21 protein-coding genes are annotated in these 23769 nt (G+C 67.0%); 16 read left to right on the top strand and 5 right to left on the bottom strand.

The features are described from left to right. Positions 1 to 43 precede the first annotated feature (43 nt). Both ACK4S9_RS13975 and ACK4S9_RS13970 read right to left on the bottom strand, forming a co-directional pair. The gene (locus ACK4S9_RS13975) at positions 44 to 1696 is read right to left on the bottom strand and encodes a DEAD/DEAH box helicase (protein ID WP_409726529.1); all 1653 of its coding nucleotides are present in this window, start codon (positions 1694 to 1696) and stop codon (positions 44 to 46) included. Positions 1697 to 2088: 392 nt separating this feature from the next. Continuing rightward, the gene (locus tag ACK4S9_RS13970; protein ID WP_409726527.1) at positions 2089 to 3429 is read right to left on the bottom strand and encodes a transglycosylase SLT domain-containing protein; all 1341 of its coding nucleotides are present in this window, start codon (positions 3427 to 3429) and stop codon (positions 2089 to 2091) included. Positions 3430 to 3755: 326 nt separating this feature from the next. Here ACK4S9_RS13970 and ACK4S9_RS13965 point away from each other — a divergent pair, with 326 nt between their 5' ends. Together ACK4S9_RS13965 and ACK4S9_RS13960 are read left to right on the top strand one after the other, a co-directional pair. Then, positions 3756 to 4325 carry a DUF1415 domain-containing protein gene (locus ACK4S9_RS13965; RefSeq protein ID WP_409726525.1) on the top strand — a complete coding sequence of 190 codons (570 nt, stop codon included), beginning with the start codon at positions 3756 to 3758 and terminating at the stop codon, positions 4323 to 4325. Next, a complete protein-coding gene (locus ACK4S9_RS13960) occupies positions 4306 to 4518 on the top strand; it encodes a DUF1289 domain-containing protein (RefSeq protein ID WP_409726523.1) in 213 nt (70 codons plus the stop codon). The genes ACK4S9_RS13965 and ACK4S9_RS13960 overlap by 20 nt, the downstream gene beginning before the upstream one ends. 13 nt (positions 4519 to 4531) lie before the next feature. Here the strand turns inward: ACK4S9_RS13960 and ACK4S9_RS13955 are convergent, their stop codons facing one another. Further along, positions 4532 to 5038 (bottom strand): DUF1993 family protein, encoded by a 507-nt coding sequence (locus ACK4S9_RS13955; RefSeq protein WP_409726521.1) that lies wholly within the window; start codon positions 5036 to 5038, stop codon positions 4532 to 4534. Between the two features lie 177 nt (positions 5039 to 5215). Between ACK4S9_RS13955 and ACK4S9_RS13950 the strand changes: the two genes are divergently transcribed. Together ACK4S9_RS13950 and ACK4S9_RS13945 are read left to right on the top strand one after the other, a co-directional pair. Beyond that, positions 5216 to 8407, top strand: a complete 3192-nt coding sequence (locus tag ACK4S9_RS13950; protein WP_409726519.1) for an EAL domain-containing protein — start codon at positions 5216 to 5218, stop codon at positions 8405 to 8407. Between the two features lie 67 nt (positions 8408 to 8474). After that, complete coding sequence (locus tag ACK4S9_RS13945; protein WP_409726601.1) at positions 8475 to 10706, top strand: molybdopterin cofactor-binding domain-containing protein; 2232 nt, start codon at positions 8475 to 8477, stop codon at positions 10704 to 10706. 10 nt (positions 10707 to 10716) lie between these two features. Here the strand turns inward: ACK4S9_RS13945 and ACK4S9_RS13940 are convergent, their stop codons facing one another. Continuing rightward, positions 10717 to 11136 carry a thioredoxin family protein gene (locus tag ACK4S9_RS13940; RefSeq protein ID WP_409726517.1) on the bottom strand — a complete coding sequence of 140 codons (420 nt, stop codon included), beginning with the start codon at positions 11134 to 11136 and terminating at the stop codon, positions 10717 to 10719. A 91-nt stretch (positions 11137 to 11227) separates the two neighbouring features. Here ACK4S9_RS13940 and tsaB point away from each other — a divergent pair, with 91 nt between their 5' ends. From tsaB to ACK4S9_RS13920, 4 genes are read left to right on the top strand one after another with little or no spacing between them, the layout of a single operon-like run. Then, positions 11228 to 11944: a tRNA (adenosine(37)-N6)-threonylcarbamoyltransferase complex dimerization subunit type 1 TsaB gene (tsaB, locus tag ACK4S9_RS13935; RefSeq protein WP_409726515.1), complete on the top strand. Its 717-nt coding sequence runs from the start codon at positions 11228 to 11230 to the stop codon at positions 11942 to 11944. After that, entirely contained in the window at positions 11941 to 12411 is a 471-nt protein-coding gene (rimI, locus tag ACK4S9_RS13930) for a ribosomal protein S18-alanine N-acetyltransferase (protein ID WP_409726513.1), read from the top strand. Before tsaB ends, rimI begins: the two co-directional genes overlap by 4 nt. A gap of 10 nt (positions 12412 to 12421) precedes the next feature. Then, positions 12422 to 13327: a uracil-DNA glycosylase family protein gene (locus ACK4S9_RS13925; RefSeq protein ID WP_409726511.1), complete on the top strand. Its 906-nt coding sequence runs from the start codon at positions 12422 to 12424 to the stop codon at positions 13325 to 13327. Beyond that, a complete protein-coding gene (locus ACK4S9_RS13920; RefSeq protein ID WP_409726509.1) occupies positions 13311 to 14267 on the top strand; it encodes a DUF1853 family protein in 957 nt (318 codons plus the stop codon). Before ACK4S9_RS13925 ends, ACK4S9_RS13920 begins: the two co-directional genes overlap by 17 nt. Before the next feature lie 51 nt (positions 14268 to 14318). On the opposite strand, the gene lplT is transcribed toward ACK4S9_RS13920, so the two are convergent. Next, positions 14319 to 15569: a lysophospholipid transporter LplT gene (gene lplT / locus ACK4S9_RS13915; RefSeq protein ID WP_409726507.1), complete on the bottom strand. Its 1251-nt coding sequence runs from the start codon at positions 15567 to 15569 to the stop codon at positions 14319 to 14321. 148 nt (positions 15570 to 15717) lie between these two features. Here lplT and alr point away from each other — a divergent pair, with 148 nt between their 5' ends. From alr to phoU, 8 genes are all read left to right on the top strand, one after another. After that, on the top strand, positions 15718 to 16824 hold the full coding sequence (alr, locus tag ACK4S9_RS13910) for an alanine racemase (protein WP_409726505.1): 1107 nt from the start codon (positions 15718 to 15720) through the stop codon (positions 16822 to 16824). Then, a complete protein-coding gene (radA, locus tag ACK4S9_RS13905; RefSeq protein ID WP_409726503.1) occupies positions 16817 to 18193 on the top strand; it encodes a DNA repair protein RadA in 1377 nt (458 codons plus the stop codon). The genes alr and radA overlap by 8 nt, the downstream gene beginning before the upstream one ends. 34 nt (positions 18194 to 18227) lie before the next feature. Then, a complete protein-coding gene (locus ACK4S9_RS13900; RefSeq protein WP_409726501.1) occupies positions 18228 to 18557 on the top strand; it encodes a PilZ domain-containing protein in 330 nt (109 codons plus the stop codon). A gap of 510 nt (positions 18558 to 19067) precedes the next feature. Beyond that, positions 19068 to 20105, top strand: coding sequence for a phosphate ABC transporter substrate-binding protein PstS (pstS, locus tag ACK4S9_RS13895; protein ID WP_409726499.1), 1038 nt, complete (start codon positions 19068 to 19070; stop codon positions 20103 to 20105). 169 nt (positions 20106 to 20274) lie between these two features. After that, on the top strand, positions 20275 to 21207 hold the full coding sequence (pstC, locus tag ACK4S9_RS13890; protein WP_409726599.1) for a phosphate ABC transporter permease subunit PstC: 933 nt from the start codon (positions 20275 to 20277) through the stop codon (positions 21205 to 21207). Then, on the top strand, positions 21207 to 22067 hold the full coding sequence (gene pstA / locus ACK4S9_RS13885; protein ID WP_409726497.1) for a phosphate ABC transporter permease PstA: 861 nt from the start codon (positions 21207 to 21209) through the stop codon (positions 22065 to 22067). Before pstC ends, pstA begins: the two co-directional genes overlap by 1 nt. A 34-nt stretch (positions 22068 to 22101) precedes the next feature. Further along, entirely contained in the window at positions 22102 to 22908 is an 807-nt protein-coding gene (gene pstB / locus ACK4S9_RS13880; protein WP_409726495.1) for a phosphate ABC transporter ATP-binding protein PstB, read from the top strand. 158 nt (positions 22909 to 23066) lie between these two features. Continuing rightward, complete coding sequence (gene phoU / locus ACK4S9_RS13875; RefSeq protein WP_409726493.1) at positions 23067 to 23768, top strand: phosphate signaling complex protein PhoU; 702 nt, start codon at positions 23067 to 23069, stop codon at positions 23766 to 23768. The last annotated feature ends 1 nt before the right edge of the window (position 23769 follow it).

Genomic DNA, 23769 nt, shown 5'->3' with positions numbered 1-23769 from the left:
ATGGCTGCCCGAAGGCAGCCACTTGGGATGAAACTCTCAGCGATCAGTAGTCGCCGAAGCTGCGGCGTGCGCCGTCCGGCGAACGCGGATGGGCCGACTTGTTGTAGCCGCCTTCACGTTTTTCGCCATAGCGCGCGCCTTCCGGGCGGTTGCCGCGGTAGCCGCCTTCGCGCGGGGCGCCGGTCGGTGCGCCTTCGCGCGGGGCCGCGTCGCGGCGGTAGCCGCCTTCACGCTGCGGACGATCGCCGTAGCCGCCGGTGCGCGGCGCGCCGTAGCCTTCACGCGGACCGCGGTCGGCGTAACGGCTTTCGGCAGGGCGGCTATCCGCCGGGCGGGCATAGCCCCCTTCGCGCGGGGCGCGATCGGCGTAGCCGCCTTCGCGTGGTGCGCCGTAACCCGGCTTGGCGAAGCTGCGCTGGCCCGGCTTGTGGCCGTTGCGGCCGTCACCCGGCTTCCAGCCCGGACGGCTGGCCGAACGGGTCGGGGCGGCGCGCTTCGGCTCGAAGCCTTCCACCACGTCGACCGGGATGGTCTGCTTGGTGAAACGCTCGATGCGGCGCACGTTCATGTTCTCGGCGTGGTTCACCAGCGAGATCGCGAGACCATTGCGGCCGGCACGGCCGGTGCGGCCGATGCGGTGCACGTAGTCTTCCGGGAACTTCGGCAGGTCGTAGTTCACCACGTGGGTGATGGTGGGCACGTCGATGCCGCGCGCGGCGACGTCGGTCGCCACCAGCACGCGCACCTGGCCGCGGCGCATGCTGTCCAGGGTGCGGTTGCGCGCTCCCTGGTGCATGTCGCCGTGCAGCGCGGCGGCCGCGAAGCCGGCGATGTTCAGGCGGTCGGCGATCATGTCGGCGTCGCGCTTGGTGGCGGTGAACACCACGGCCTGGTCCATCGACTCGTCACGCAGCAGGTGGTCGAGCAGGCGGTTCTTGTGCGACAGGTCGTCAACAAAGTGCACCTTCTGCACGATGTTCTCGTGGCGGTTGGCGGCGCTCATGATCTGGATCGTCTGCGGATCCTTGGTGATGCGGCGCGCCATGTTGCCCACCACGCCGTCGAGCGTGGCCGAGAACAGCATGGTCTGGCGGGTTTCCGGCGTGGCGGCGACGATCTTCTCGATGTCTTCGATGAAACCCATGTCCAGCATGCGGTCGGCTTCGTCCAGCACCAGGATCTCGAGCTGGGAGAAGTCGATCTTGCCCGACTCCATGTGGTCGATCAGGCGCCCGGGGGTCGCCACCAGGATTTCCGGGTTCTTCGACAGCAGCTGCATCTGCTTCGGATAAGGCATGCCGCCCAGGATCGACACGGCGCGGATACGGCGCATGTCGGTCGTATATTGTTCGGTCGCGGTGGTCACCTGCAGTGCCAGTTCGCGGGTCGGGGTCAGGACCAGCATCTTCGGCTGGGCCGGGGTGAAGCGGACGCGTTCGCCACGGGCGCGCGCCGACTGCGCGTTCTGCGCCGGGGTGCGGCTCTGGGGCGCGGCTTCCATGCCGGCCAGCTTGTGCAGCGACGGCAGCATGAAGGCCGCGGTCTTGCCCGAACCGGTCTGCGAAGAGACCAGCAGGTCGCGACCGGCGATGCCGGCGGGGATGGCCTGCTCCTGCACCGGGGTCGGCTTGGTGTAGCCGGCGGTGGCAACTGCCTTGACGAGCGACGCGTGTAAACCTAGTGCTTCAAAACTCATGTGTACTTTTACTTTCGGAATTAAATCATGATCGCGCGTATCGAAATGACGAGCGCAAAATAGCAACGCGAACCAACACTACGAAATGACTCAGAAATGAAAGAAATTTCGGCACAAAAGCTTTGCGCCGGGACGGTGTCTGGATGCTGACACGCAGGGCGGGAGGGCTTTTAAGAAGGGCGATCGTTTGTCGCCAAGGCTTGCGATGCTGCTTGTTGTACTGCTGTGTTCATCGCTGCGGTCCTGTCTGTTCGGACCTGTTATTGCAGCGCACAAACGACATCATACATCAGATTGGGAAAAACTGCACGCGGCCATCCATCCGGATGGCCGTTGCGAAAAGCGCTTAAGGCCGGCTTAAGCACCGGCTTTGCGATGCATCAATGCTTTGGTCAGCGTTGCTTGCGCTTGGACGAGGAGTTGCGTGCGATGCGCTTGTTGGACGAGGTACTCGCCTTGGCCTTGTAGCGCGAGGTGGTGGCCTTCACGCGCGGGCTGCGTTCGGCTTCGAAGGCCACCACCGCGTTCTCGATGATGTTCTCGGCGATGTCGCCGGCCTGGGAGGCCGAGACCTTGGGCACCAGGATGGTCGAGCCGGCCTTGACGGTCGACTTGGCCGGGATGTTGTTGGCCTGGCGGATGACTTCCGGGGTGGTGCCGAACTTCGAGGCCAGCGCGCTGATGCTAGTGCGGGCGCTGGTGATCTTGTGCGTGGTCCAGGTCGACAGCTCGCGGCCCCACCCGGCCAGGTTCAGGTGGAACTTCTCGGCGTTTTCCTTCGGCAGCAGGATCTTGGTCTTTTCGCCGCCGATGATGACAGGCTTCTTGAACTGCGGATTGAGCGCCCGGAACTCGTCGAGCGACATCTCGGCCAACTGGGCCGCGACGGCGACGTCGATGTCGCTGGTCTTGTCGATGGCGGTGAAGTAGGGCTGGTTGTCGATCGCCGGCAGCGCCACGTTGTATTGCATCGGATTGGCGACGATGTTCTTGACCGCCTGGAGCTTGGGCACGTAGTTGCGGGTTTCCGCCGGCATCAGCTCGGCCAGGCTCTCGAAGTCGGTGCCCTTGCCGAGCGCCTGGTTCTTCTTGACGATGCGCTGGATGTTGCCTTCGCCCCAGTTATAGGCGGCCAGGGCCAGTTGCCAGTCGCCGAACATGGTGTACAGGCGCTGCAGGTAGGTCAGGGCCGCATCGGTCGAGGCCAGCACGCCGCGGCGCTCGTCCTTGAACATGTTCTGCTTCAGGTTGAAGTCCCTGCCGGTGCCCGGCACGAACTGCCACAGGCCGGCCGCGTCGGCGGTCGACAGGGCTTGCGGGTTGAAGGCGGATTCGATCACCGGCAGCAGGGCCAGTTCGGTCGGCATGCCGCGTTTTTCCAGTTCCTGGACGATGTGGTAGAGGTAGGGCGAGGCGCGGCCGGAGATGCGCTTGAGGCTGTCGGGACGGGCGCTGTAGGCCTGGGTGTGGCGCGTCACCAGGCTGTTGTCGATGTCGGGGATGGCATAGCCGCTGCGGATGCGGCCCCAGACGTCGGTTTCCTTGTATTCGTCGACCTTCAGCAGGCCGGGCGCCAGTGGCGCGGCAGGGCGGGCGGTCAAGGCTCCGGCGGCGTTCAAGGCGCCAGCGACGGGTGCGTTGTCCATCGCATGGGCAGCCTGGGAACTGAGCGGGGAGGTGGTCAGCAGTGCCAGCGCGGCAGTCGCTACGGTCTTGCGGATCATGTCGTGCATCGCTTTCCAATGTTGCATCCGAGAACGGATGTACTGGTCAAGGGGGCAGTGTACGTAGTCATGCTCGCGTCAGTCAAGGCATGCGGGCTCATCGTTACAAAATAATTTCCGGCGTTCATTTATGTAAATTGACATCATGAAAACGGAAATTGCCGTAAGATGCGTGCCTGATCGCCGCGGGAAGGCGCCGAAGCCGGCCCGCCGTAGGGCCGCCGATTTCTCATCCATTCCGCTTCTAGCCTAGCTCGCGGAAGGTGTCAATCTATGAGGGGACGCAAAGTGTGCGTACAATCCGGCTTCCGCCTACCGCCTGAAATGTGTCATCCATGAGTACCGCAAACCCGAATGCCGACGACGATGCGATCGTCGCCGCTACCCGCCGCTGGCTGGAACGGGCCGTCATCGGCCTGAATCTCTGTCCATTCGCCAAATCGGTTTATATAAAGGAGCAGGTGCGCTACGTCGTCTCCGCCGCGACCACGCCGGAAGCGCTGCTGGAGCAGCTCATGGACGAGCTGCAATTCCTGTCGGATACCCCGGCCGAGCAGGTCGACACGACCCTCTTGATCCACCCCTTCGTGCTGGGCGACTTCGAGGACTACAACGAATTCCTGGACGTGGCCGATGCCGCGGTCGAGGACATGCGGCTCGACGGCGAACTGCAGGTGGCCAGCTTCCACCCGCACTACCAGTTCGCCGACACCGACCCGAACGACATTTCGAACTACACCAACCGCGCGCCTTATCCGGTCCTGCACCTGCTGCGCGAGGATAGCATCGACCGCGCGGTCGAGGCCTTCCCGGAAGCTTCCGAGATCTTCGAGAAGAATATCGACACCATGGAAAAGCTCGGCCACGAAGGCTGGGACAAGCTCGATGTCGGACCGGCGCGCTGACCGGGACGGCGCCGTGCCCGAGCGTCCGGACACGCCATGCGTCGCGGTATGCTCGACCACCTTCGACGAGATCTGCCGCGGCTGCGGCCGTACCTACGTCGAGGTGGCGCACTGGGTGTCGATGAGCGCCGAGGAAAAGGAAAAGGTGTGGGTGCGGATCCTGGCGCAGGGCTACCCGCGCCGCAATACCTGAGCATCCCTTTATATTAGAGGCCCAGGTAGTCGCGCTTGCCGATCGGCACCCCATTGTGCCGCAGGATCGCGTACGCGGTCGTCACGTGGAAGAAGAAGTTCGGCAGCACGAAGCCGGTGAGGTAGTCGTCGCCGCGCGCGAAGTGGCGCGCCCGCTCGCCGGCGCCATGGGTGATGGCGCGTTCGCCGGCGCCGTCGATCGCGTCGCGCGGCAAGCTGCCGATGTAGCCCAGGGTCTTGGTAATGCGCTGCTGCAGTTCGGCGAAACTCTGCTCGGTGTCGTCGTAGCGCGGCACTTCCACGCCCGCCAGGCGCGCGCTCGCGCCCTTGGCGAAATCGGTCGCGATCAGGACCTGGCCCGCCAGCGGGAACATGTCCGGGAACAGGCGCGCCTGGAGCAGGGCGCCCGGCTCGATCTTGTGCTGCTGGGCGTGCGCCTCGGCTTTCTCCAGCACCCCGGCGAGGGCGCGCAGCATCTTCTCGAATACGGGTACCGAAGCGGAATACAGGGACAGGCTCATAGTTTCCTCTGAAAGATTCAATCATAACAAGTCTTGTCGCGCGCCGCCGACACCGGGGCCGGGGCATCCGGCCAAATGCGGGCAATGTGATGACTCTTGGTCATCCGGCATGCATAATCGAACATTCCATTGCCGTACGTAAATCCCTGCCGGCGGCGGGGCACAGGTCGATATCCGATGTTCCAGCCACGTTTTTCATTCCGTGCCCTGCCTTCCCGGCTGCGCAAGCTGTACGGTCGGTCGATCTACCGCGCCCTGCTGCTGGTGGTATTCGTCGGCCTGGCCGTGCCGGCCGTGGCCGGCGGCTGGTTCCTGATTGCCGTGCAGGAACGCGAAGCGGCAATCGGCGGCCTGAACGATTCGCTGCAGCGCAATGCCGACACCCTCGCACTCGGCGTGCAGGAGTCATTATGGGACATGAACCTGGAAGCGGCCGGTTCGCTGCTCGATTCCTTCGTGCGTGACCCGGCCATCGTGCGCGTGACGGTGCGCGACCTGGCGCAGGCCGAAGTGATCGACCGCCATGCGCCGGTTCCGCCCGGCGCACGCATCTACCGCGCCGAGCGCGACGTGATCGTCCGCGGGCAGGCGATCGGCCACGTGCTGATCGAGATGAGCGACCATCTCAGCCTGCAGGACCTGCGCGCCAAGCAGCGCAACTACGCGCTGGTGCTGGCGACCCAGTTGACGGTGTCCCTGCTCCTGATCGCGCTCCTGATCCGCCGGCGCCTGCTGTCGCCGCTGCGCACGCTCACGGGTTTCTCGGACCGGCTGGCGCGCGGCGACTTCGACACCCCGCTGGCGCTGCCGGTGGACGACGAACTGGGGCGCCTGGGCCGCCAGATGGAGCGCATGCGCACGGCGATCGGCCAGCTGTTCGCCGACATCGGCCGGCGCGAGGAGCAGTTCCGCACCATCGTCGCCCAGGTGCCGGGCGCCGTGTTCCGTGCCCGCCCGGGCGGCCACATCGACTTCGTCAGCGACGCCATCGCGGAGATCTCCGGCTACCCGGCCGAACGCTTCATGCTGGCCACCACCGACGACTGGGCCGACATCATCCATCCCGAGGACCGGCGCATGCACCGTCACGCGGCCAAGGGCGCGCTGCAGGCCGGCAGTCCCTACCAGGTCGAATACCGCATCGTCAACGCCGGCGGCATCGAGCGCTGGGTGCTGGAGAGCGGCCAGCCGCGGGGCGAGTGGGGCAGCGAGCAGTTCCGTGTCGACGGCATCATCTACGACATCAGCGAGCGCAAGCACGACGAGATGCGCATCGAGGCCCTGCTGACCGAGCAGGGCGCGATCCTCGACAACGTCATGTTCGGCGTCCTGTTCGCGCGCGCGCACCGCATCGTGTCGGCCAACCGGCGCGCCGGGGAGCTGTTCGGCTACGGCGAGGCCGAGATGGTGGGCAAGCCGGCCGAGTCCCTGTTCCCGGGGCGCGCCGAATACGAGCGCCTGGACAAGTGCCTGCAGCGCGCGGGCGGCCTGGGCGCCGGCGCGGAGGTCCGCGAGGAGATCCAGTTCCGGCGCCGCGACGGCAGCATGCTCTGGCTGCTGGTGAGCGGCTCCGCGCTGGACGGCGCGCGTCCGGACCAAGGCAGCATCTGGGTATTCGCCGACATCACCGAGCGCAAGCTGGCCGAGGAAAAGCTGCGCCTGTCGGCCACGGTGCTCGAGCACATCGCCGACGCCGTCACGGTGCTCGATGTGCACGGCCGCATCCTGGCCATCAATCCCGCGTTCACCCAGATCACCGGCTATACCGAGATGGAAGCGCTCGGCCGGCAATCGAGCCTGACGCGGCCGGGCCGCCACGACGATCCGCTCTACCGGCAGATGTGGCGCGACCTGCTGGATGCCGGCTTCTGGCGCGGCGAACGCTGGGAGCAGCGCAAGAACGGCGACGCCTACCTGGAATGGCTGACGGTATCGAGCGTGCGCGACGAAGCCGACCGGGTCACGCACTACGTCTGCGTGTTCAGCGACATCACGGAGCTCAAGCAGTCGCAGGACAAGCTCGACCATCTGGCCCATCACGACCCGCTCACCGCCCTGCCGAACCGGCTGCTGTTCCACGACCGCCTGCAGCATGCGATGGTGCGTTCTTCGCGCGACGGCCAGCAACTGGCGGTGCTGTTCATCGACCTGGACCGCTTCAAGAACGTCAACGACACCCTCGGACACCACGTGGGCGACGAGCTGCTCAAGCAGGTGGCGGTCCTGCTGTCCGGCTGCCTGCGCGAGGGCGATACGCTGGCGCGCCTGGGCGGCGACGAATTCATCGTGCTGCTGGAAGACGTGGGCGGCGGCAAGGGCGCCGCCCACGTGGCCGAGAAACTGATGGCCCTGTTCGAGCAGCCGCTCACCGTCTCCGGCCATGAGTTGTTCGTCACCGGCAGCGTCGGCATCAGCCTGTTCCCGCAGGACGCGACCGACCTCAACATGTTGATACGGAATGCCGACGTCGCCATGTACCAGGCCAAGGCGCGCGGCCGCAACGGCTACCAGTTCTACGCGCCCTCGATGAGCGGCGAGGGCGCCATGCGCCTGCGCCTGGAAACCCTGCTGCGGCGCGCGATCGAGAAGGACGAGATCTTCCTCGAGTACCAGCCCCAGGTCGAGATCGACACCGGCCGCCTGGTCGGCGTCGAAGCCCTGGTGCGCTGGAACAGCCCGGAGCTGGGCATGGTGACGCCGGTGCGCTTCATCCCGGTGGCCGAGGACACCGGCTTCATCAGCCAGTTGGGCCAGTGGGTGCTGGCCGAGGCCTGCTCGCAGATGCGGCGCTGGGACCGGGCCGGCCTTGCCGTGCCGAAGATGGCGGTGAACCTGTCGGTGCGCCAGTTCGAGCGCGGCAGCATCGCGCCGGTGGTGGCCGCGGTGCTGCAGGACACCGGCCTGGCGGCCGCTCGCCTGCAGCTGGAAGTGACCGAGTCGGTCATCATGAACACCGGCGACGCGCTGCAGCACATCAACGACCTGCGCGCGGTCGGCGTCGGCCTGGCGATCGACGATTTCGGCACCGGCTATTCCTCGCTCGCCTACCTGAGCCAGCTGCCGGTCCAGACCCTGAAGATCGACCGCAGCTTCATCCAGGACATCACGCTCGAGGCCAACGACGCGGCGATCGCGGTGGCCATCATCCAGCTCGGCAAGAGCCTGGACATGTCGGTGGTCGCGGAGGGCGTCGAAACCGAAGAGCAGGCCGCCTTCCTGCTGCGGCACGGCTGTCGCCAGGCGCAGGGCTATCTCTACGGCCGGCCGGTCGCGCCCGGCGATATACTGTCGCGCTGGGGACGGAAACAGGAGCAGGAACACGATGATGCGAACGGAGACGCCGGCGCGGCCGCCGGCAGCCGGACATGAAGAGGGCGGCAAGAGCGCGCGCGGGCGCCGCCGCTTCCTGCTGGGCGGCCTGCTTGCCGGCGGCGCCATGCTGGTCGGCTGGGGCGTGCAGCCGCCGCGCCAGCGCCTGCACGCGGCTGGTCCGCTGGCGCTGGGCGCCGACACGGTCGGCCTGAACGGCTGGATCGCCATCGCACCCGACGGCGCGGTCTCGGTGGTGGTGCCGCGCAGCGAAATGGGGCAGGGCGTGCACACCGCGCTGCCGATGCTGGTGGCCGAGGAGCTTGACCTGCCCTTGTCCAGCGTGCGCATCGCCCAGGCGCCGATCGACCGCATCTACGCCAACCTCACGGTGCTGCGCGAGAACCTGCCTTTCCATCCCGACGACGACGGCAGCGCGCGCCAGGGCGCGCAGTGGCTGATGGCCAAGCTCGGGCGCGAACTGGGCATCATGTTCACGGGCGGTTCGACGAGCGTCAAGGATGCCTGGCTGCCGATGCGCGAGGCCGGCGCGGTGGCGCGCGCCATGCTGCTCAAGGCCGCGGCCGAAAACTGGAAAGTGCCGCTTGCGCGCCTGCGCACGGAAGATGGCTTCGTCCTGCATCCCGACGGGCGCCGCGCGGGCTACGGCGCGCTGGCCGTCGACGCGGCGCGGGTCGGCGCCGGCATCGATGCCGGCGACGTGCGCCTGAAGCAGGCGCGCGACTTCCGCCTGATCGGCACTCCGGCTGCTCGCCTGGACAGCCGCGCCAAGGCCGACGGCAGCGCGCGTTTCGGCATCGACGCGCGCGTGCCCGGCATGGTGTACGCGGCCGTGAAGATGGCGCCGGTGATCGGCGCCACGCTCGCCGGGCACGAAGCGGGCGCGGTGGCATCCATGCCGGGCGTGCTGCAGGTGGTGACGATGCCGGGCCTGGGGGACGAGCGCGCCGGCCTTGGAGCGGGCGTGGCCGTGGTGGCCGGCACCTGGTGGCAGGCGCACCGGGCGGCGCAGGCGCTTCCGGTCAAGTGGCAGGCCGGCGCGACGGCCGGACTCTCCAGCGAATCCGTGTTCGAGGACCTGGCGCGCGCGCTCGACGAGGAAAGCGGCTACGTCTATCACGAAGCGGGCAGCCAGGACGTGCAAAGGGTGGCCGCGACGGTGGCGGCGACGGTGACGGCCGAGTACCGGGCGCCCTATCTCGCGCACGCGGCCATGGAACCGCTCAACTGCACCGCCCTGGTCGAGGACGACAAGGGCCGCGCCAGGGTGCGCCTGTGGGCCTCGACCCAGGTGCCGAGCATCGCGGTGGACGTGGCGGCGCGCGTGGCCGGCGTCGAGCGCGAGGACGTGGGCATCGAGGTGATGCTGCTGGGCGGCGGCTTCGGGCGCCGGCTGGAAACCGACATGGTGGCGCAGGCGGTGACGGTGGCCATGGCAGTCAGGGGCAAGCCCGTCCAGCTGGTCTGGAGCCGCGAGGACGACACCACCCACGACGTCTACCGCCCGGCCGCGCTGGCGCGTTTCCGCGCCCACCTCGACGCCGGTGGCGAGATCCTGGCCTGGGACAACAAGTCGGCCAGCGGCGCCATCGGCCACCAGTACTTCCCGCGCAACCTCGGACTGCCGGGCGTGGGGCCGGACAAGACCACGGCCGAGGGCGAATACGACATGCAGTACGCGATCGCCAACCAGCGCATCGCCCACGTGATCGTCGACAGCCCGGTTCCGCTCGGCTACTGGCGCTCGGTCGGCCATTCGCACAATGCCTTCTTCAAGGAGGGCTTCCTGGAGGAAGTGGCGCATGCCGCCGGGCGCGACGGCGTCGCCTACCGGCGCGCGCTGCTGCGCAATCATCCGCGCGCGCTGGCGACGCTCGACGCCGCGGTGGCGCGGGCGGGGCAGCCGGCGGCGGGACGCGCGCACGGCGTGGCGCTGCACCGCTCCTTCGGCAGCACCGTGGCCCAGGTGGCCGAGGTCTCGGTCGAGGGCGCGCGGATCCGCGTGCACCGCGTGGTATGTGCGATCGACTGCGGCCTGGCGGTGAACCCGAACATCGTCGCCCAGCAGGTCGAGTCCGGCGTGCTGTTCGGGCTGTCGGCCGCGCTGCACGGCGAGATCACGATCAAGGATGGGAAGGTGGAGCAGTCGAACTTCGGCGACTATCCGGTGCTGCGCATGCACGAGGCGCCGGTGGTGGACACCATCGTCATGCCCAGCCTGGCGCATCCGGAAGGCGTGGGCGAACCGGCGGTGCCGCCGATCGCGCCGGCGGTCGCCGCGGCCGTGTTCAAGCTGACCGGACAGCGGCTGCGCAGCCTGCCGCTACGTCTCGGTTGATCCCGGTCGATCAAGCTGCCAGCAGCACCCGCAGGTTGCAGTCGCGCTGCCAGGCGCGGCGCTCCTCGCTGGACGCGGCCAGGCGCGCCAGCTCTTCCGGCGTGGCCTCGGCCTGGGCCTGCACCAGGCGGTCGGCCACGGCGCCGTCGGGCAGCATGGTGCCGAAGAACGCGACCGTGTCGCCGCGCTGCACCAAGAGGGTAGGGAAATTTTCGACGTCGAGGTCGCCCACGATGTCGGCCTGGTCTTCGATGTCGATCCAGACGAAGGTCTTGTCGGGATGGCGCTGGGCCAGTTCCTCGAAGGTGGCGCGGTAGGACGAGCAGGTGCCGCACCAGGCGGCGCACAGGCAGGCGACCGTCAGGGCGTCGCTGTCGACGGCGGCCGCGATGCGCTCGCGGTTGCCGGAATCCAGGGTCAGGCTTTGCATGAGCCGGATTGTACCGTGTGTTCACCAGGGAATGTGCTCTCGCGCCGCCGCGGCGTGGCCAGGCCCCCGGCCGAGCAGGTAAAATACCGGCATGTCCACGATTCTCGCCATTGAAACCTCGTCCGAAGTCGCCTCCTGCGCGCTCAAGAACGGGGACCACGTCATCGCCCGGTCCACTTCCGGCGTGCGCACCCATTCGCAATCGGTCCTGCCGATGGTGCAGGAACTGCTGCGCGAAGCCGGCTTGCGCCTGGCCGACTGCGACGCGATCGCTTTCGGCGCCGGCCCCGGCTCGTTCACCGGCGTGCGCACCGCCTGCGGCGTGGCCCAGGGCCTGGCCTTCGGCGCCAATCTGCCGGTGCTGCCGCTGGTAACGCTGGAGGCGATGGCAGAAGCCTGCCGCGCCCGCACCGGGGCCGGCGAGGTGCTGGCGGTGCTGGACGCGCGCATGGGCGAGGTGTACTGGGCGCAGTACCGGCACGATCCCGCGCGCGGCGCCTGGACCGAGGTCGCGGCGCCCGCGCTGTGCGCCCCGCAAGACCTGCAGCCGCTGCCGGCCGCCGGCCTGGCGGCTTGCGGCAACGGCTTTTCCGCCTACCCGGAAGCCTTTGCCGGCAAGGCTTTCGCCCAGGGGGCGCTGCACGACATCCTGCCGCACGCGCGCGAACTGGCGCTGCTGGGCGCGCCGGCGCTGGCCGCCGGCCTGGCGGTGCCGCCGGCCCAGGCCCAGCCGCTCTACCTGCGCAACAAGGTGGCCTATACCAGCGCCGAGCGCCAGGCCATCAATGCCGCGAAAGCCGAGGCATGACGGTCCTGCCAGACGTTTTCGGCCTGAGCTTCGCCCCGATGGGGGGCGGCGACGTGGACGAGGTGCATGCGCTCGAGTGCAGCGTGTTCCCGCACCCCTGGAGCCGCGCCAACTTCAGCGAGTCGCTTGCCAGCGGCTATGACGCCTGGACCGCGCGCGACGCGCAAGGCCGGCTTGCCGGCTACTACCTCTTGATGTATGCGGTCGACGAGGCCCACCTGCTCGACGTGGCGGTGGCCGCCGACCGCCAGGGCCAGGGCCTGGGGCGCCATCTGCTGGACCGGATCGGCGCGCGCGCGCGCGAGCAGGGCATGGGTTCGGTCTTGCTCGAGGTGCGTCCGTCCAACGAGCGCGCGCTGGCGGTCTACCGCCGCTACGGCTACCGCGAGATCGGCCGCCGCAAGGGCTACTACCCGGCGCACGGGGGACAGCGCGAGGATGCCATCGTGATGAGGATCGACCTGTGAGGACCCAGCTGTGAATCGTCTGAGCGAGCGCGACGCGGCCTTCCTGGCCGAGATGGGCATCGGCCCGCTGTGGAGCCTGCGCGCCGTGCCGGAGACCCCGGCGCAGGCGCTGCCCGAAGCCGCGCCCGAAGCCGCGCCTCGAACCGAACCCCAGGCCGCGCCGGCGGTGCCGGAGCAAGCCGCGCCCCCGGCGCAGGCCCGGCCGCTGGCGCCGCCCCCGATGCCGCGCCAGGTCGCCGAACCGGCGGCGCGTCAGGCATGGACGCCGCCTCCGAGCGCGGACAGCGCCTGGGGCGCCGAGCCCGAACCGGCACGCCCCGACGTCTCGACCATGGACTGGGCAGCCCTGCGCCAGGCCATCGCCGCCTGCCGCCATTGCAGCGCCTGCAGCGAAGGCCGCAAGCCGGTGCTCGGCGCCGGCGCGCGCCAGGCACGCTGGCTGGTGGCCGCCGGCACTGCCAGCGCGGCAGACGAAAAGGCCGGCGAGCCGCTCACCGGCGAGCCGGGCAAGCTGCTCGACAACATGCTGGCGGCGGTCGGCATGTCGCGCGAAAGCGATGTCTACGTGACCGCCCTGGTGAAATGCCGTCCCGCCAATGTCAAGGGTGGCGATCGTGCCCCGACGCTGGACGAAGTCGCAGCCTGCCGCCCCTTCCTGGAGCGCGAACGCGAACTGAGCGGGGCCGGCCTGGTGCTGACCCTGGGGCAGGTGGCAGCCGACGGCCTGCTCGGCAAGCCGCTGTCCGAACCGCTGGCCGGTTCGCGCGGCGCGGTGCACCGCTTCGGCGACATACCGCTGGTGGCCACCCTGCATCCGGGCGAACTGCTGCGGCGCGGCGCCGACAAGGCGCTGGCCTGGGCCGACCTGTGCCGGGCGCGCGCCGCCGGCGAGCAATCAGATGGACGCGCCGGCTGAGACCTACCAGCAAGGCTTTCACCGCCGCTGGGGCCACCTGCGGCGCGCCCGGGTACGGGCGCTGGCCTGGCTGCTCGACGCGCCCGACCTGCTGGACGCGAACGACCCGCTGTGGGCCGGCCGCATCGCCAGCACCGGGCCGGTAGGGCCGGAGCTGGCCGGCTGGCTGGCGCGCCTCGACCACGGTCCCACCCTGCTGGACCAGGCGCTCGGCGCAAAGCTGCACACGCGCCTGGGCCTGTATGCCGAGCAGCTGATGGCCTTCTATTTTGCACAGCAAGGGCGCCTGGTGGCCCATGGCCTGCAGGTGCGCGCCAGCCGCAACGACACCGTCGGCGAATTCGACTTCCTGCTGGAGGATGGGCCCGACGCGCTCGAGCACATCGAGTTCGCCACCAAATTCTATCTGCTGGACGGGGAGGGCGGGCAACAGTTCGATGCCCTGGTCGGCCCCAACCTGGCCGACAGCCTGGGCCTCAAGATGCGCAAGGTGTTCGAGCGCCAGCTCGGCCTGGGCGATCATCCGGCCGCGCAGGCCCTGCTGCCGCGTCCCGTCTCGCGGGCGCGGGCACTGGTCAAGGGCTGGCTGTTCTATCCGTCCGGGAGCTGGCCCGCGATGCGCGGGATCGCCGCCGGCCATTGCCGCGGCTTCTGGTGCGCGCTGGACGAGATTGAGGGTCTGGCCGGCGAGGAATTCCTGATGCTGCCGCGCCTGCAGTGGCTGGCGCCGTTTCGCGCCGCCTCGGCCACCTGGATGCTCAATCGCGCCCAGCTGCACGCGGAACTGTCGGCCCAGTTCGAGACCTCGTCGACGCCGGTGCTGGTCGCGGTGGTGCGCCACACACCCGGGCAGATCGAGGAAATCGAGCGCGGCTTCATCGTGCCGAACGATTGGCGCGAGCGCGCCGCCGCACGCAGGATGGTCAAGGCATTGCCCTGAACGGTGATACGTATCACATATGCTTTACGCATCTGTGATACGTAAAATGAATCAGTGCTTTTCTTCCCCGATCAGCGCCAGCGAATCGTGCTCGCGCTGGTTGGCCGCATGGCGGCGCCCGATGAAGAACATGATGCCCGCCACCATCAGTCCGAACAGGACGATGATGATGTCCAGGTCCAGGTTCAAGGTGATCATGATGGCGTACACGGCCAGCATGGTCAGGATCGACAGGTTCTCATTGAAGTTCTGCACCGCGATCGAGTGGCCGGCGCTCATCAAGACGTGGCCGCGGTGCTGCAGCAGCGCGTTCATCGGCACCACGAAGAAGCCCGACAGGAAGCCGATCAGGGCCAGTAGCGGGTAGGCCAGGTTCACCGTGGTCACGAAGACCATGCTGCATACCACCAGGCCCATGATGATCCCGAGCGGGATCACGGTGAGCGACTTGCGCAGCGGGATCATGCGCGCCGCCAGGGCCGCGCCCAGTGCCACGCCGATCGCGACCACGCCGATCAGGTTGGTGGCTTTGTCGAGCGGCATGTGCAGCGAGCGCTCGGCCCACTTCAGGACGATGAACTGCAGGGTGGCGCCGGCGCCCCAGAACAGGGTGGTGACGGCCAGCGAGATCTGGCCCAGCTTGTCGCGCCACAGGGTGGCCGAGCAGTTGGCGAAGTCGGCGATCAGCTTGGCCGGGTTGCGCTCCTGGTGCTCGTATCTGGCGCCGGTGTCGGGAATGCGCAGGTTGAACAGGGCCGCCAGGATGTAGACGCCGACCACCACCGCCATCGCCGCCTCGGCGCCGGTGCTCACGCCCGGCAGGTCCAGGCCAAGGAGGAAGGTGGAGCCGCGCTCGCTCACCAGGGCGCCGCCGGCCACGGTGCCGAGGATGATCGACATGACGGTCAGGCCCTCGATCCAGCCGTTGGCGGGAACGAGCTTCTCGGGCGGCAGCAGTTCGGTCAGGATGCCGTACTTGGCGGGCGAGTAGACGGCCGCGCCGAAGCCGACCACGGCATAGGCGAGCAGCGGGTGCACGGCCAGGAACATCAGCGCGCACCCGAAGATCTTGATCAGGTTGGCGATGAACATGACGCGGCCCTTGGGCAGCGAATCGGCGAAGGCGCCGACGAAGGCGGCCAGCAGCACGTAGAAGAGGACGAATGACAGCTTCAGCAGGGGTGTCAGTGAAGCCGGGGCGTTCATCGACGTCAGCAGACTGATTGCGACAAAAAGGAGCGCGTTGTCTGCCAGCGACGAGAAGAACTGCGCCGCCATGATGGTATAAAAGCCACGGTTCATTCGAAAAGAGTAAAAACTGGTTCGAGTTGCTTTATACCATGAATGCCTACCGGTCTAAAAGAAAACAAGCCCTGTCAAAAGCGCGCCCGCGCCCGGTCCGGTAGAATAGACCCTTTCCCGAACCGCGGCCCAAACGCCGGTTTTTGCCATGCCACGCCCGCTTTTCGCCACCATCCACCTCGACTCGATGCAGCACAATCTGCAGCGCGCCCGCATGGAGGCGCCGCACGCCAGGATCTGGGCGGTCGTCAAGGCCAACGCCTACGGACACGGCCTGGAGCGCGGCATGCGCGGCTTCGCCGGGGCCGATGGCCTGGCCCTGGTCGAGACCGAGGGGGCGCTCTGGCTGCGCGAGATCGGCTGGACCAAGCCGATCCTGCTGCTCGAGGGAATTTTCGATGCCGCCGACGTGCCGATGCTGGCCGAGCACAACATCAATAGTGCGGTCCACAACATCGAGCAGATCAAGATGCTGGAATACACCCGGCATGTCGGCCCGATCGACGTGCACCTGAAGATGAACACGGGGATGAACCGCCTGGGCTTCACGCCGGGCGAGTACGAAGCCGCCTACCGGCGCCTGCGCGCCATTCCCGACGTGCGCCACATCACCCACATGACCCACTTCGCCAATGCCGACGAACTGGAACACCCGCGCCTGACCATCGCCGAGCAGGTGCGCCGTTTCAAGTATGGCGCGGGCGAGTTGCCGGGCGAGCGCAGCCTGTCCAATTCCGGTGGCGTGCTGCACCAGGGCGACCTGGGCGAGGCCCTGTCGAACGACTGGGTCCGCCCCGGCATCATGCTCTACGGCGGCACCCCGGGCGGGCGTTCGGCCTTCGATTACAACCTGCTGCCGACCATGACCCTGCGCTCCGAGGTCATCGGCATCCAGCATATCGAGGCCGGCGACACCGTCGGCTATGGCAGCCGCTTCGAGGCGACCGGCCCGATGACGATCGGCGTGGTGGCCTGCGGCTATGCCGACGGCTACCCGCGCCACGCGCCGCACGGCGCCCCGGTGATCGTCGACGGCGTGCGCACGACCCTGGTGGGGCGGGTCTCGATGGACATGATGACGGTCGACCTGAGCCCGGTCGCCAACGCCAGGATCGGCAGCAAGGTGACGCTGTGGGGCGACGGCTTGCCGATCGACGAGGTGGCCCATGCCGCCGGCACGATCGGCTATGAACTGATGTGCGCACTCGCCCCGCGGGTGCGCGTGATGGAAGGAAGAATGGGAACCGATGGCTAAGACACGCACCTCTTTCGTCTGCAGCGAGTGCGGCGCCAGCGCCAGCCGCTGGAGCGGCCAGTGCCCGGACTGCAAGGCCTGGAACACGATGGTCGAGACCGCGGTCGAGCCTCAGGGCGTCAACCGCATGTCGCAGACGGCGCACAAGGCGCTGGCGCAGACCGCGCCGGTGCTGTCCCTGAAGGACATCGAGGCGCTCGACGTGCCGCGCTTCGGCACCGGCATCGACGAGTTCGACCGCGTGCTGGGCGGCGGCCTGGTGGCCGGCGGCGTGGTGCTGATCGGCGGCGACCCCGGCATCGGCAAGTCGACCCTGCTGCTGCAGGCGCTGGCCAACCTGGCGGCCACCCGTAACACTTTATATGTCAGCGGCGAGGAATCCGGCGCCCAGATCGCGCTGCGCGCGCGCCGCCTGTCGGTCGATTCGGCCGAATTGAAACTGCAGGCCGAGATCCAGCTGGAGAAAATCCTCGGCACGTTGGCCGACCTGAAGCCCGAAGTGGCGGTGATCGACTCGATCCAGACCCTGTACTCGGATGCGCTCACCTCGGCCCCGGGCTCAGTGGCCCAGGTGCGCGAATGCGCGGCCCAGCTCACCCGGGTGGCCAAGCAGACTGGCGTCACCATCATCCTGGTCGGCCACGTGACGAAAGAGGGCGCGTTGGCGGGGCCCCGCGTGCTCGAGCACATCGTCGACACGGTGCTGTATTTCGAGGGCGACACCCAGTCGAGCTTCCGCCTGGTGCGGGCGATCAAGAACCGCTTCGGCGCGGTGAACGAGCTCGGCGTGTTCGCCATGACCGAGAAAGGATTGAAGGGCGTCTCGAATCCCTCGGCCCTGTTCCTGTCGCAGCACGACAGCCAGGTGCCGGGTTCCTGCGTGATGGTGACCCAGGAAGGCACGCGCCCGCTGCTGGTCGAGATCCAGGCCCTGGTCGACGCCAGTCATTTGCCCAATGCGCGGCGCCTGTCGGTGGGCCTGGAACAGAACCGGCTGGCGATGCTGCTGGCCGTGCTGCACCGCCACGCCGGCATCGCCGCGTTCGACCAGGACGTCTTCATCAATGCGGTGGGCGGCGTCAAGATCACGGAACCGGCGGCCGACTTGGCGGTGCTGCTGGCGATCAACTCCTCGATGCGCAACAAGCCGCTGCCGCGCGGGCTGGTGGTGTTCGGCGAAGTCGGCCTGGCCGGCGAGATCCGGCCGGCGCCGCGCGGGCAGGAGCGCCTGCGCGAAGCGGCCAAGCTGGGCTTCTCGATCGCGGTGATCCCGAAGGGGAACGCTCCGAAGCAGAAAATCGAGGGCATGACCATCGTCGCGGTCGAGCGCATCGATCAGGCCTTCACCAAGCTGCGCGAACTGGACTGAGAATCTATAATACCGCTTGGCTCATCCGTTATCAGTGGTTCACGTGTTTACAGAACAAAGAAAATCCGAACGCAAGGTGCTTCGCACCCGCGCCCGCGTCGTCATGGAAGGCGGCGCGCCCGTCAGTGGCCGCACCAGCGACCTGGGCGCCAACGGCGTCAGCATCAACCTGCCGGACCCGCTGCTGGTCGGGCAGACCGGCCTGGTCAGCTTCGACTTGCTGGTCGACGGCAATAACGTGCCGATCAGCGCGCGCGCCAAAGCCTTGTATTGCATCTTCAGCAGCGGCGAATTCAAGGTCGGCTTCCAGTTCCTGAACCTGGAGCTGGCGGCCATGACGGCGGTGGCACGCTTCCTGCGTTGATCGGATCCGGACCGCATGCATGCAAAGCGGCGAGCGCCAATGTGGCCTCGCCGCTTTTTTTCGTCGTATGACATGGTCCGGCGATCCGGACCCACACTATTCGTGATAGTGATCGTGCAACTTCTCCGAGCCCCCGCGGATCTCTTGCCAGATCTCGAAGGCGACCAGCCCGGCCAAGCCGCTGAGTATGCCAAACACCATGACACTGAACATACGGACCAACGCTTTTCAGCATCCCCTCCCTGTGAAGAACACATTTCCAGCTTAGCAGAGGGTGCCGTATTTACAAGGGGAGGGCAAACTCCGGCCCTGAATTTTTTTGTATTGCCCGCGGCCGCCTTCCGGCATGGCGAGCCGAGGCGCAGCAGCGTGTGACAAGATGGCGAAAATTGGGTCAATATACGCGCGCCCGCCGGATTATTACATCTGTCATGAACTTGTCATATTCGGCCAGTAGACTTCGCAGCGTCAATAACGGGACCTGTCCCGGACCTCTCTAAAGGACTCATCATGCGCATGAAGCATCTGTTCGTCTCTGTCGCCATCGCCGCCACCAGCATCGTTGCCAGCGCCCAGGCCGCCAACATCACCGGCGCCGGCGCGACCTTCCCGTACCCGGTCTACGCGAAATGGGCCGAGCTGTACCAGAAGGCGACGGGCACCGGCCTGAACTACCAGTCGGTCGGCTCGGGCGCAGGCATCAAGCAGATCAAGGCCAAGACGGTGAACTTCGGCGCCTCGGACATGCCGCTGCCGGCCGCCGAGCTGAACGCCGCCGGGCTGTTCCAGTTCCCGGCCATCATGGGCGGGGTGGTCCCGGTCATCAACGTGCCGGGCGTGGCCCCGGGCCAGGTGCGCCTGTCCGGCGCCGTGCTGGCCGACATCTACCTGGGCAAGATCACCAAGTGGAATGCGCAGCCGATCGCCGCGCTCAATCCGGGCGTCAAGCTCCCGGCCACCGACATCACCGTGGTGCGCCGCGCCGACAGCTCGGGCACCTCCTTCCTGTTCACCGACTACCTGTCGCAAGTGAGCCCGGAGTGGAAGTCGAAGATCGGTGCCGGTACCGCCGTCAAGTGGGCGGTGGGCGTGGGCGGCAAGGGCAATGAAGGCGTGGCCGCCAACGTCCAGCGCATCAAGGGCTCGATCGGCTACGTCGAGTGGGCCTATGCCAAGAAGAACCGCATGCAGCACACCCAGCTGCAGAGCAGGGAAGGCGTCTTCCTGCAACCAAGCGACGACAGCTTCAAGGCCGCAGCAAGCGGCGCCAACTGGGCCGGCACCCCGGGCTTCGCCGTGGTGCTGACGAACCAGGCGGGCAAGGGAAGCTGGCCGATCACCGGCGCATCCTACATCCTGATGCACAAGACCCAGCCGAACGCCGCGGCCGGCAAGGAAGTGCTGAAGTTCTTCGACTGGGCCTTCAAGCACGGCGGCGCCGCTGCCGCCGATCTGGACTACGTGCCGATGCCGGACAGCGTGAGCAAGCTGGTGCAGGATGCCTGGCGCGCCAACCTGAAGGACGCGTCCGGCAAGCCGATCTGGTAAACCACCCTCGACAAGAAATGCCAGGGATGGGCCGGCGTATTCCGGCCCATCCGTTTGCCGAAAAGATTGACAAAAACCCATGAGCGTACAAGCATCCCCCACGCTGCAAGACCTGGCCGATCCGGCCGCGGTCGACGCAGCCCACCAGTCCGAGGCACTGCGCAAGACCATGCGCAAGCAGCGCATCCAGGACTTCTTCTTCCACAAGATCACGCTGCTGTTCGCCGCTTCGGTGCTGCTGGTGCTGGTCGGGATCATCGTCTCGCTGGTGATCGGCGCGGCCCCCGCGTTCAAGGAATTCGGCGCCGGCTTCATCACGCGCGTGGAATGGGATCCGGTGGGCGACCAGTTCGGCGCCATGATCGCGATCTGGGGCACGCTCGCTACCTCGATCATCGCCCTGGCGGTGGCCTTCCCGATCAGCTTCGGCATCGCCCTGTTCCTGACCGAGATCTGCCCGGTGTGGCTGCGCCGCCCGATGGGCACCGCGGTCGAGCTGCTGGCCGGCGTGCCCTCGATCATCTACGGCATGTGGGGCCTGTTCGTGTTCGCGCCGCTGTTCGCCGACCACGTCCAGCCGCTGCTGAAGGACACCATCGGCCAGTTGCCGGTGATCGGCCAGCTGTTCCAGGGCCCGACCATGGGTATCGGCATCCTGACCGCCGGCCTGATCCTGGCGATCATGATCATTCCCTTCATCGCCTCGGTGATGCGCGACGTGTTCGAGATCGTGCCGACCGTCCTGAAGGAATCGGCATACGGCCTCGGCTGCACCAAATGGGAAGTCGTGCGCAAGGTGGTGTTGCCTTACACCCGCAACGGCGTGGTGGGCGGCGTGATGCTGGGCCTGGGCCGCGCGCTGGGCGAGACCATGGCGGTTACCTTCGTCATCGGCAATGCGCACGACCTGTCCTGGTCGCTGTTCTCGGCCGGTAACTCGATTTCCTCGACCCTGGCCAATGAATTCGCCGAAGCCGCCACGACGCTGCACTCGTCCTCGCTGTTCGCGCTGGCCCTGATCCTGTTCGCCATCACCTTCATCGTGCTGTCTGCCGCAAAACTGATGCTGGTCGGCATGGCCCGCAACGAGGGGACCAAATAATGCAAGCTACTCCGAAAAACCCGGTCTACCGCAAGCGCCTGCTGGCGCACCGCGTCGGCATCGTCATGTCCGTGGTCGCCATGGGCATCGGCCTGGCCTTCCTGGCCTGGATCCTGTTCACCCTGCTGGTGAACGGCTTCGGCGCCATCTCCACCTTGCTGTTCACGGCCGACACCCCGGCCCCCGGCAGCGAAGGCGGCGGCCTGCGCAACGCCATCGTCGGCAGCCTGATGATGGTCGGCCTGTCGACCCTGGTCAGCACCCCGATCGGCATCCTGGCCGGCATCTACCTGGCCGAGTACGGCGAGAACAACCGCTTCGCCCAGGTGACGCGCTTCGTGACCGACATCATGCTGTCGGCCCCGTCGATCGTGATCGGCCTGTTCGTCTACGCCATCTACGTCGCCAAGGTCCAGCACTTCTCGGGCTACGCCGGCAGCATCGCGCTGGCCCTGATCGCGATCCCGGTGGTGGTGCGCACCACCGACAACATGCTGCGCCTGGTGCCCAACAGCCTGCTGGAAGCGGCCTACGCCCTCGGCGCGCCGCACTGGAAGGTGGCGATGACGGTGCGCCTGCGCGCCGTGAAGGCCGGCGTGGTCACCGGCGTACTGCTGGCCGTGGCCCGCATCTCGGGCGAAACCGCGCCGCTGCTGTTCACCGCCCTGAACAACCAGTTCTACAGCAACGACATGAACGCGCCGATGGCCAACCTGCCGGTGGTGATCTTCCAGTTCGCGATGAGCCCCTACGACGACTGGCGTTCGCTGGCCTGGGGCGGTGCGCTCCTGGTGACCTTTACCGTGCTGCTGCTGAACATCCTGTCGCGGACCCTGTTCAGCCAAAAGACTCCGCGTTGAACCAACGCTTAACCGACGATTCTGAGAACAAGTGATGACCCAAGCCATGCAAACCCAGGTGCCGAGCGCTGCTGACAGCAAGAAGATCGGCAAGACGATCGAGATCGCCGGCCTGAACTTCTTCTACGGTAAGACGCAGAGCCTGAAGAACGTCTCGCTCGACATCCACGACAAGCAGGTCACGGCCTTCATCGGCCCATCGGGCTGCGGTAAGTCGACGCTGCTGCGCACCCTGAACCGCATGTACGACCTGTATCCGGGCCAGCGCGCCGAAGGCTCGATTCAATACCGCGGCCGCAACATCCTCGAGCCGGGCGTGGACGTCAACATGCTGCGCGCCAAGGTCGGCATGGTGTTCCAGAAGCCTACCCCGTTCCCGATGTCGATCTACGACAACATCGCCTTCGGCGTGCGCCTGTATGAGAACCTGTCCAAGGGCGAGATGGACGAGCGCGTGGAATGGGCGCTGAAGAAAGCGGCCCTGTGGGAAGAAGCCAAGGACAAGCTGAACAAGAGCGGCCTGTCGCTATCGGGCGGCCAGCAGCAGCGCCTGTGCATCGCGCGCGGCGTGGCGGTGAAACCGGACGTGCTGCTGCTCGATGAGCCGACCTCGGCGCTGGACCCGATCTCGACCGCCAAGATCGAGGAACTGATCAGCGAGCTGAAGCAGGACTACACGATCACCATCGTGACCCACAACATGCAGCAGGCCGCCCGTTGTTCCGATTACACTGCCTACATGTATCTTGGCGAGCTGGTCGAATTCGGCGAGACCGACCAGCTCTTCATGAATCCGGCACGTAAAGAGACGCAAGACTACATCACCGGCCGTTTTGGATGAGGGGACCTCGATAAACCTACTGCGCGTCGGATTGGCGCCCTGCGATGCTCGCCGTACCTTAAGTACGGCTGCGCTTCTCGGACGCCACTCCTTCCGCTCGCTACGGTTTCTCGAGGCCCTGTGACGATAACAAGACACAATAGTATTAGGAGAGTTTCATGACTGGCGAGCATTCATCCAAGCAGTATGACCAGGAACTGGAAGCGATCCGCTCCAAGGTCCTCTTGATGGGCGGTATGGTGGAAACCCAGTTCGACGAAGCGATGGAGTGCTTCCGGGTGGGCGACGCGGCGCGCGCCGAGCGCGTGATCGCCGAGGACCAGAACGTCAACCTGCTCGAAGTGCAGCTCGACGACGCCTGCAGCCACCTGATCGTGCGCCGCCAGCCGACCGCGAACGACCTGCGCACCGTGATGGCGACCATCAAGGTCATCACCGACCTGGAACGCATCGGCGACGAAGCCACCAAGATCGCGCGCAGCACCAAGAGCCTGCACGAACGCGGCGCCGGGTCCTTTGCCCACTACGACACGGTGCGCACCATCTCGCGCGCCGCCTCGGACATGCTGCACGGCGCCCTGGACGCCTTCGCGCGCCTGGACGGGAAGCAGGCGCTCGAACTGATCGCGGCCGACGAAGTGATCAACCACGAATTCCGCACCATCATGCGCAACGTGATCACCTTCATGATGGAAGACCCGCGCACGATCTCGTCGGCGCTGGACACGCTGTGGGTGGCCAAGGCCATCGAGCGCATCGGCGACCACGCCAAGAACATCGCCGAGTACGTCATCTACGTGGTGGAAGGGCGCGACATCCGCCACAGCAAGCCGCCCGCGATCGACCAGGCGGGCCTGTAGG

Origin of the sequence: Massilia sp. (assembly GCF_046293535.1) — a bacterium.
Classification (GTDB): Bacteria; Pseudomonadota; Gammaproteobacteria; order Burkholderiales; family Burkholderiaceae_D; genus Telluria.
The sequence above is the reverse complement of the archived record's forward strand: the minus strand, read 5'-3'. Positions and strand labels throughout refer to the sequence as shown.

What these genes read in the sequence shown, in the direction of transcription:
- ACK4S9_RS13975 (WP_409726529.1), bottom strand. Translation starts at nt 1,696, where the DNA reads ATGAGTTTTGAAGCACTAGGTTTACACGCGTCGCTCGTCAAGGCAGTT.
- pstS (WP_409726499.1), top strand. Translation starts at nt 19,068, where the DNA reads ATGCGCATGAAGCATCTGTTCGTCTCTGTCGCCATCGCCGCCACCAGC.
- ACK4S9_RS13920 (WP_409726509.1), top strand. Translation starts at nt 13,311, where the DNA reads ATGGACGCGCCGGCTGAGACCTACCAGCAAGGCTTTCACCGCCGCTGG.
- ACK4S9_RS13965 (WP_409726525.1), top strand. Translation starts at nt 3,756, where the DNA reads ATGAGTACCGCAAACCCGAATGCCGACGACGATGCGATCGTCGCCGCT.
- tsaB (WP_409726515.1), top strand. Translation starts at nt 11,228, where the DNA reads ATGTCCACGATTCTCGCCATTGAAACCTCGTCCGAAGTCGCCTCCTGC.
- ACK4S9_RS13955 (WP_409726521.1), bottom strand. Translation starts at nt 5,038, where the DNA reads ATGAGCCTGTCCCTGTATTCCGCTTCGGTACCCGTATTCGAGAAGATG.
- alr (WP_409726505.1), top strand. Translation starts at nt 15,718, where the DNA reads ATGCCACGCCCGCTTTTCGCCACCATCCACCTCGACTCGATGCAGCAC.
- ACK4S9_RS13960 (WP_409726523.1), top strand. Translation starts at nt 4,306, where the DNA reads ATGTCGGACCGGCGCGCTGACCGGGACGGCGCCGTGCCCGAGCGTCCG.
- pstC (WP_409726599.1), top strand. Translation starts at nt 20,275, where the DNA reads ATGCGCAAGCAGCGCATCCAGGACTTCTTCTTCCACAAGATCACGCTG.
- pstA (WP_409726497.1), top strand. Translation starts at nt 21,207, where the DNA reads ATGCAAGCTACTCCGAAAAACCCGGTCTACCGCAAGCGCCTGCTGGCG.
- ACK4S9_RS13970 (WP_409726527.1), bottom strand. Translation starts at nt 3,429, where the DNA reads ATGCACGACATGATCCGCAAGACCGTAGCGACTGCCGCGCTGGCACTG.
- ACK4S9_RS13950 (WP_409726519.1), top strand. Translation starts at nt 5,216, where the DNA reads ATGTTCCAGCCACGTTTTTCATTCCGTGCCCTGCCTTCCCGGCTGCGC.
- pstB (WP_409726495.1), top strand. Translation starts at nt 22,102, where the DNA reads ATGACCCAAGCCATGCAAACCCAGGTGCCGAGCGCTGCTGACAGCAAG.
- ACK4S9_RS13940 (WP_409726517.1), bottom strand. Translation starts at nt 11,136, where the DNA reads ATGCAAAGCCTGACCCTGGATTCCGGCAACCGCGAGCGCATCGCGGCC.
- ACK4S9_RS13945 (WP_409726601.1), top strand. Translation starts at nt 8,475, where the DNA reads ATGCTGGTCGGCTGGGGCGTGCAGCCGCCGCGCCAGCGCCTGCACGCG.
- radA (WP_409726503.1), top strand. Translation starts at nt 16,817, where the DNA reads ATGGCTAAGACACGCACCTCTTTCGTCTGCAGCGAGTGCGGCGCCAGC.
- rimI (WP_409726513.1), top strand. Translation starts at nt 11,941, where the DNA reads ATGACGGTCCTGCCAGACGTTTTCGGCCTGAGCTTCGCCCCGATGGGG.
- lplT (WP_409726507.1), bottom strand. Translation starts at nt 15,569, where the DNA reads ATGAACCGTGGCTTTTATACCATCATGGCGGCGCAGTTCTTCTCGTCG.
- phoU (WP_409726493.1), top strand. Translation starts at nt 23,067, where the DNA reads ATGACTGGCGAGCATTCATCCAAGCAGTATGACCAGGAACTGGAAGCG.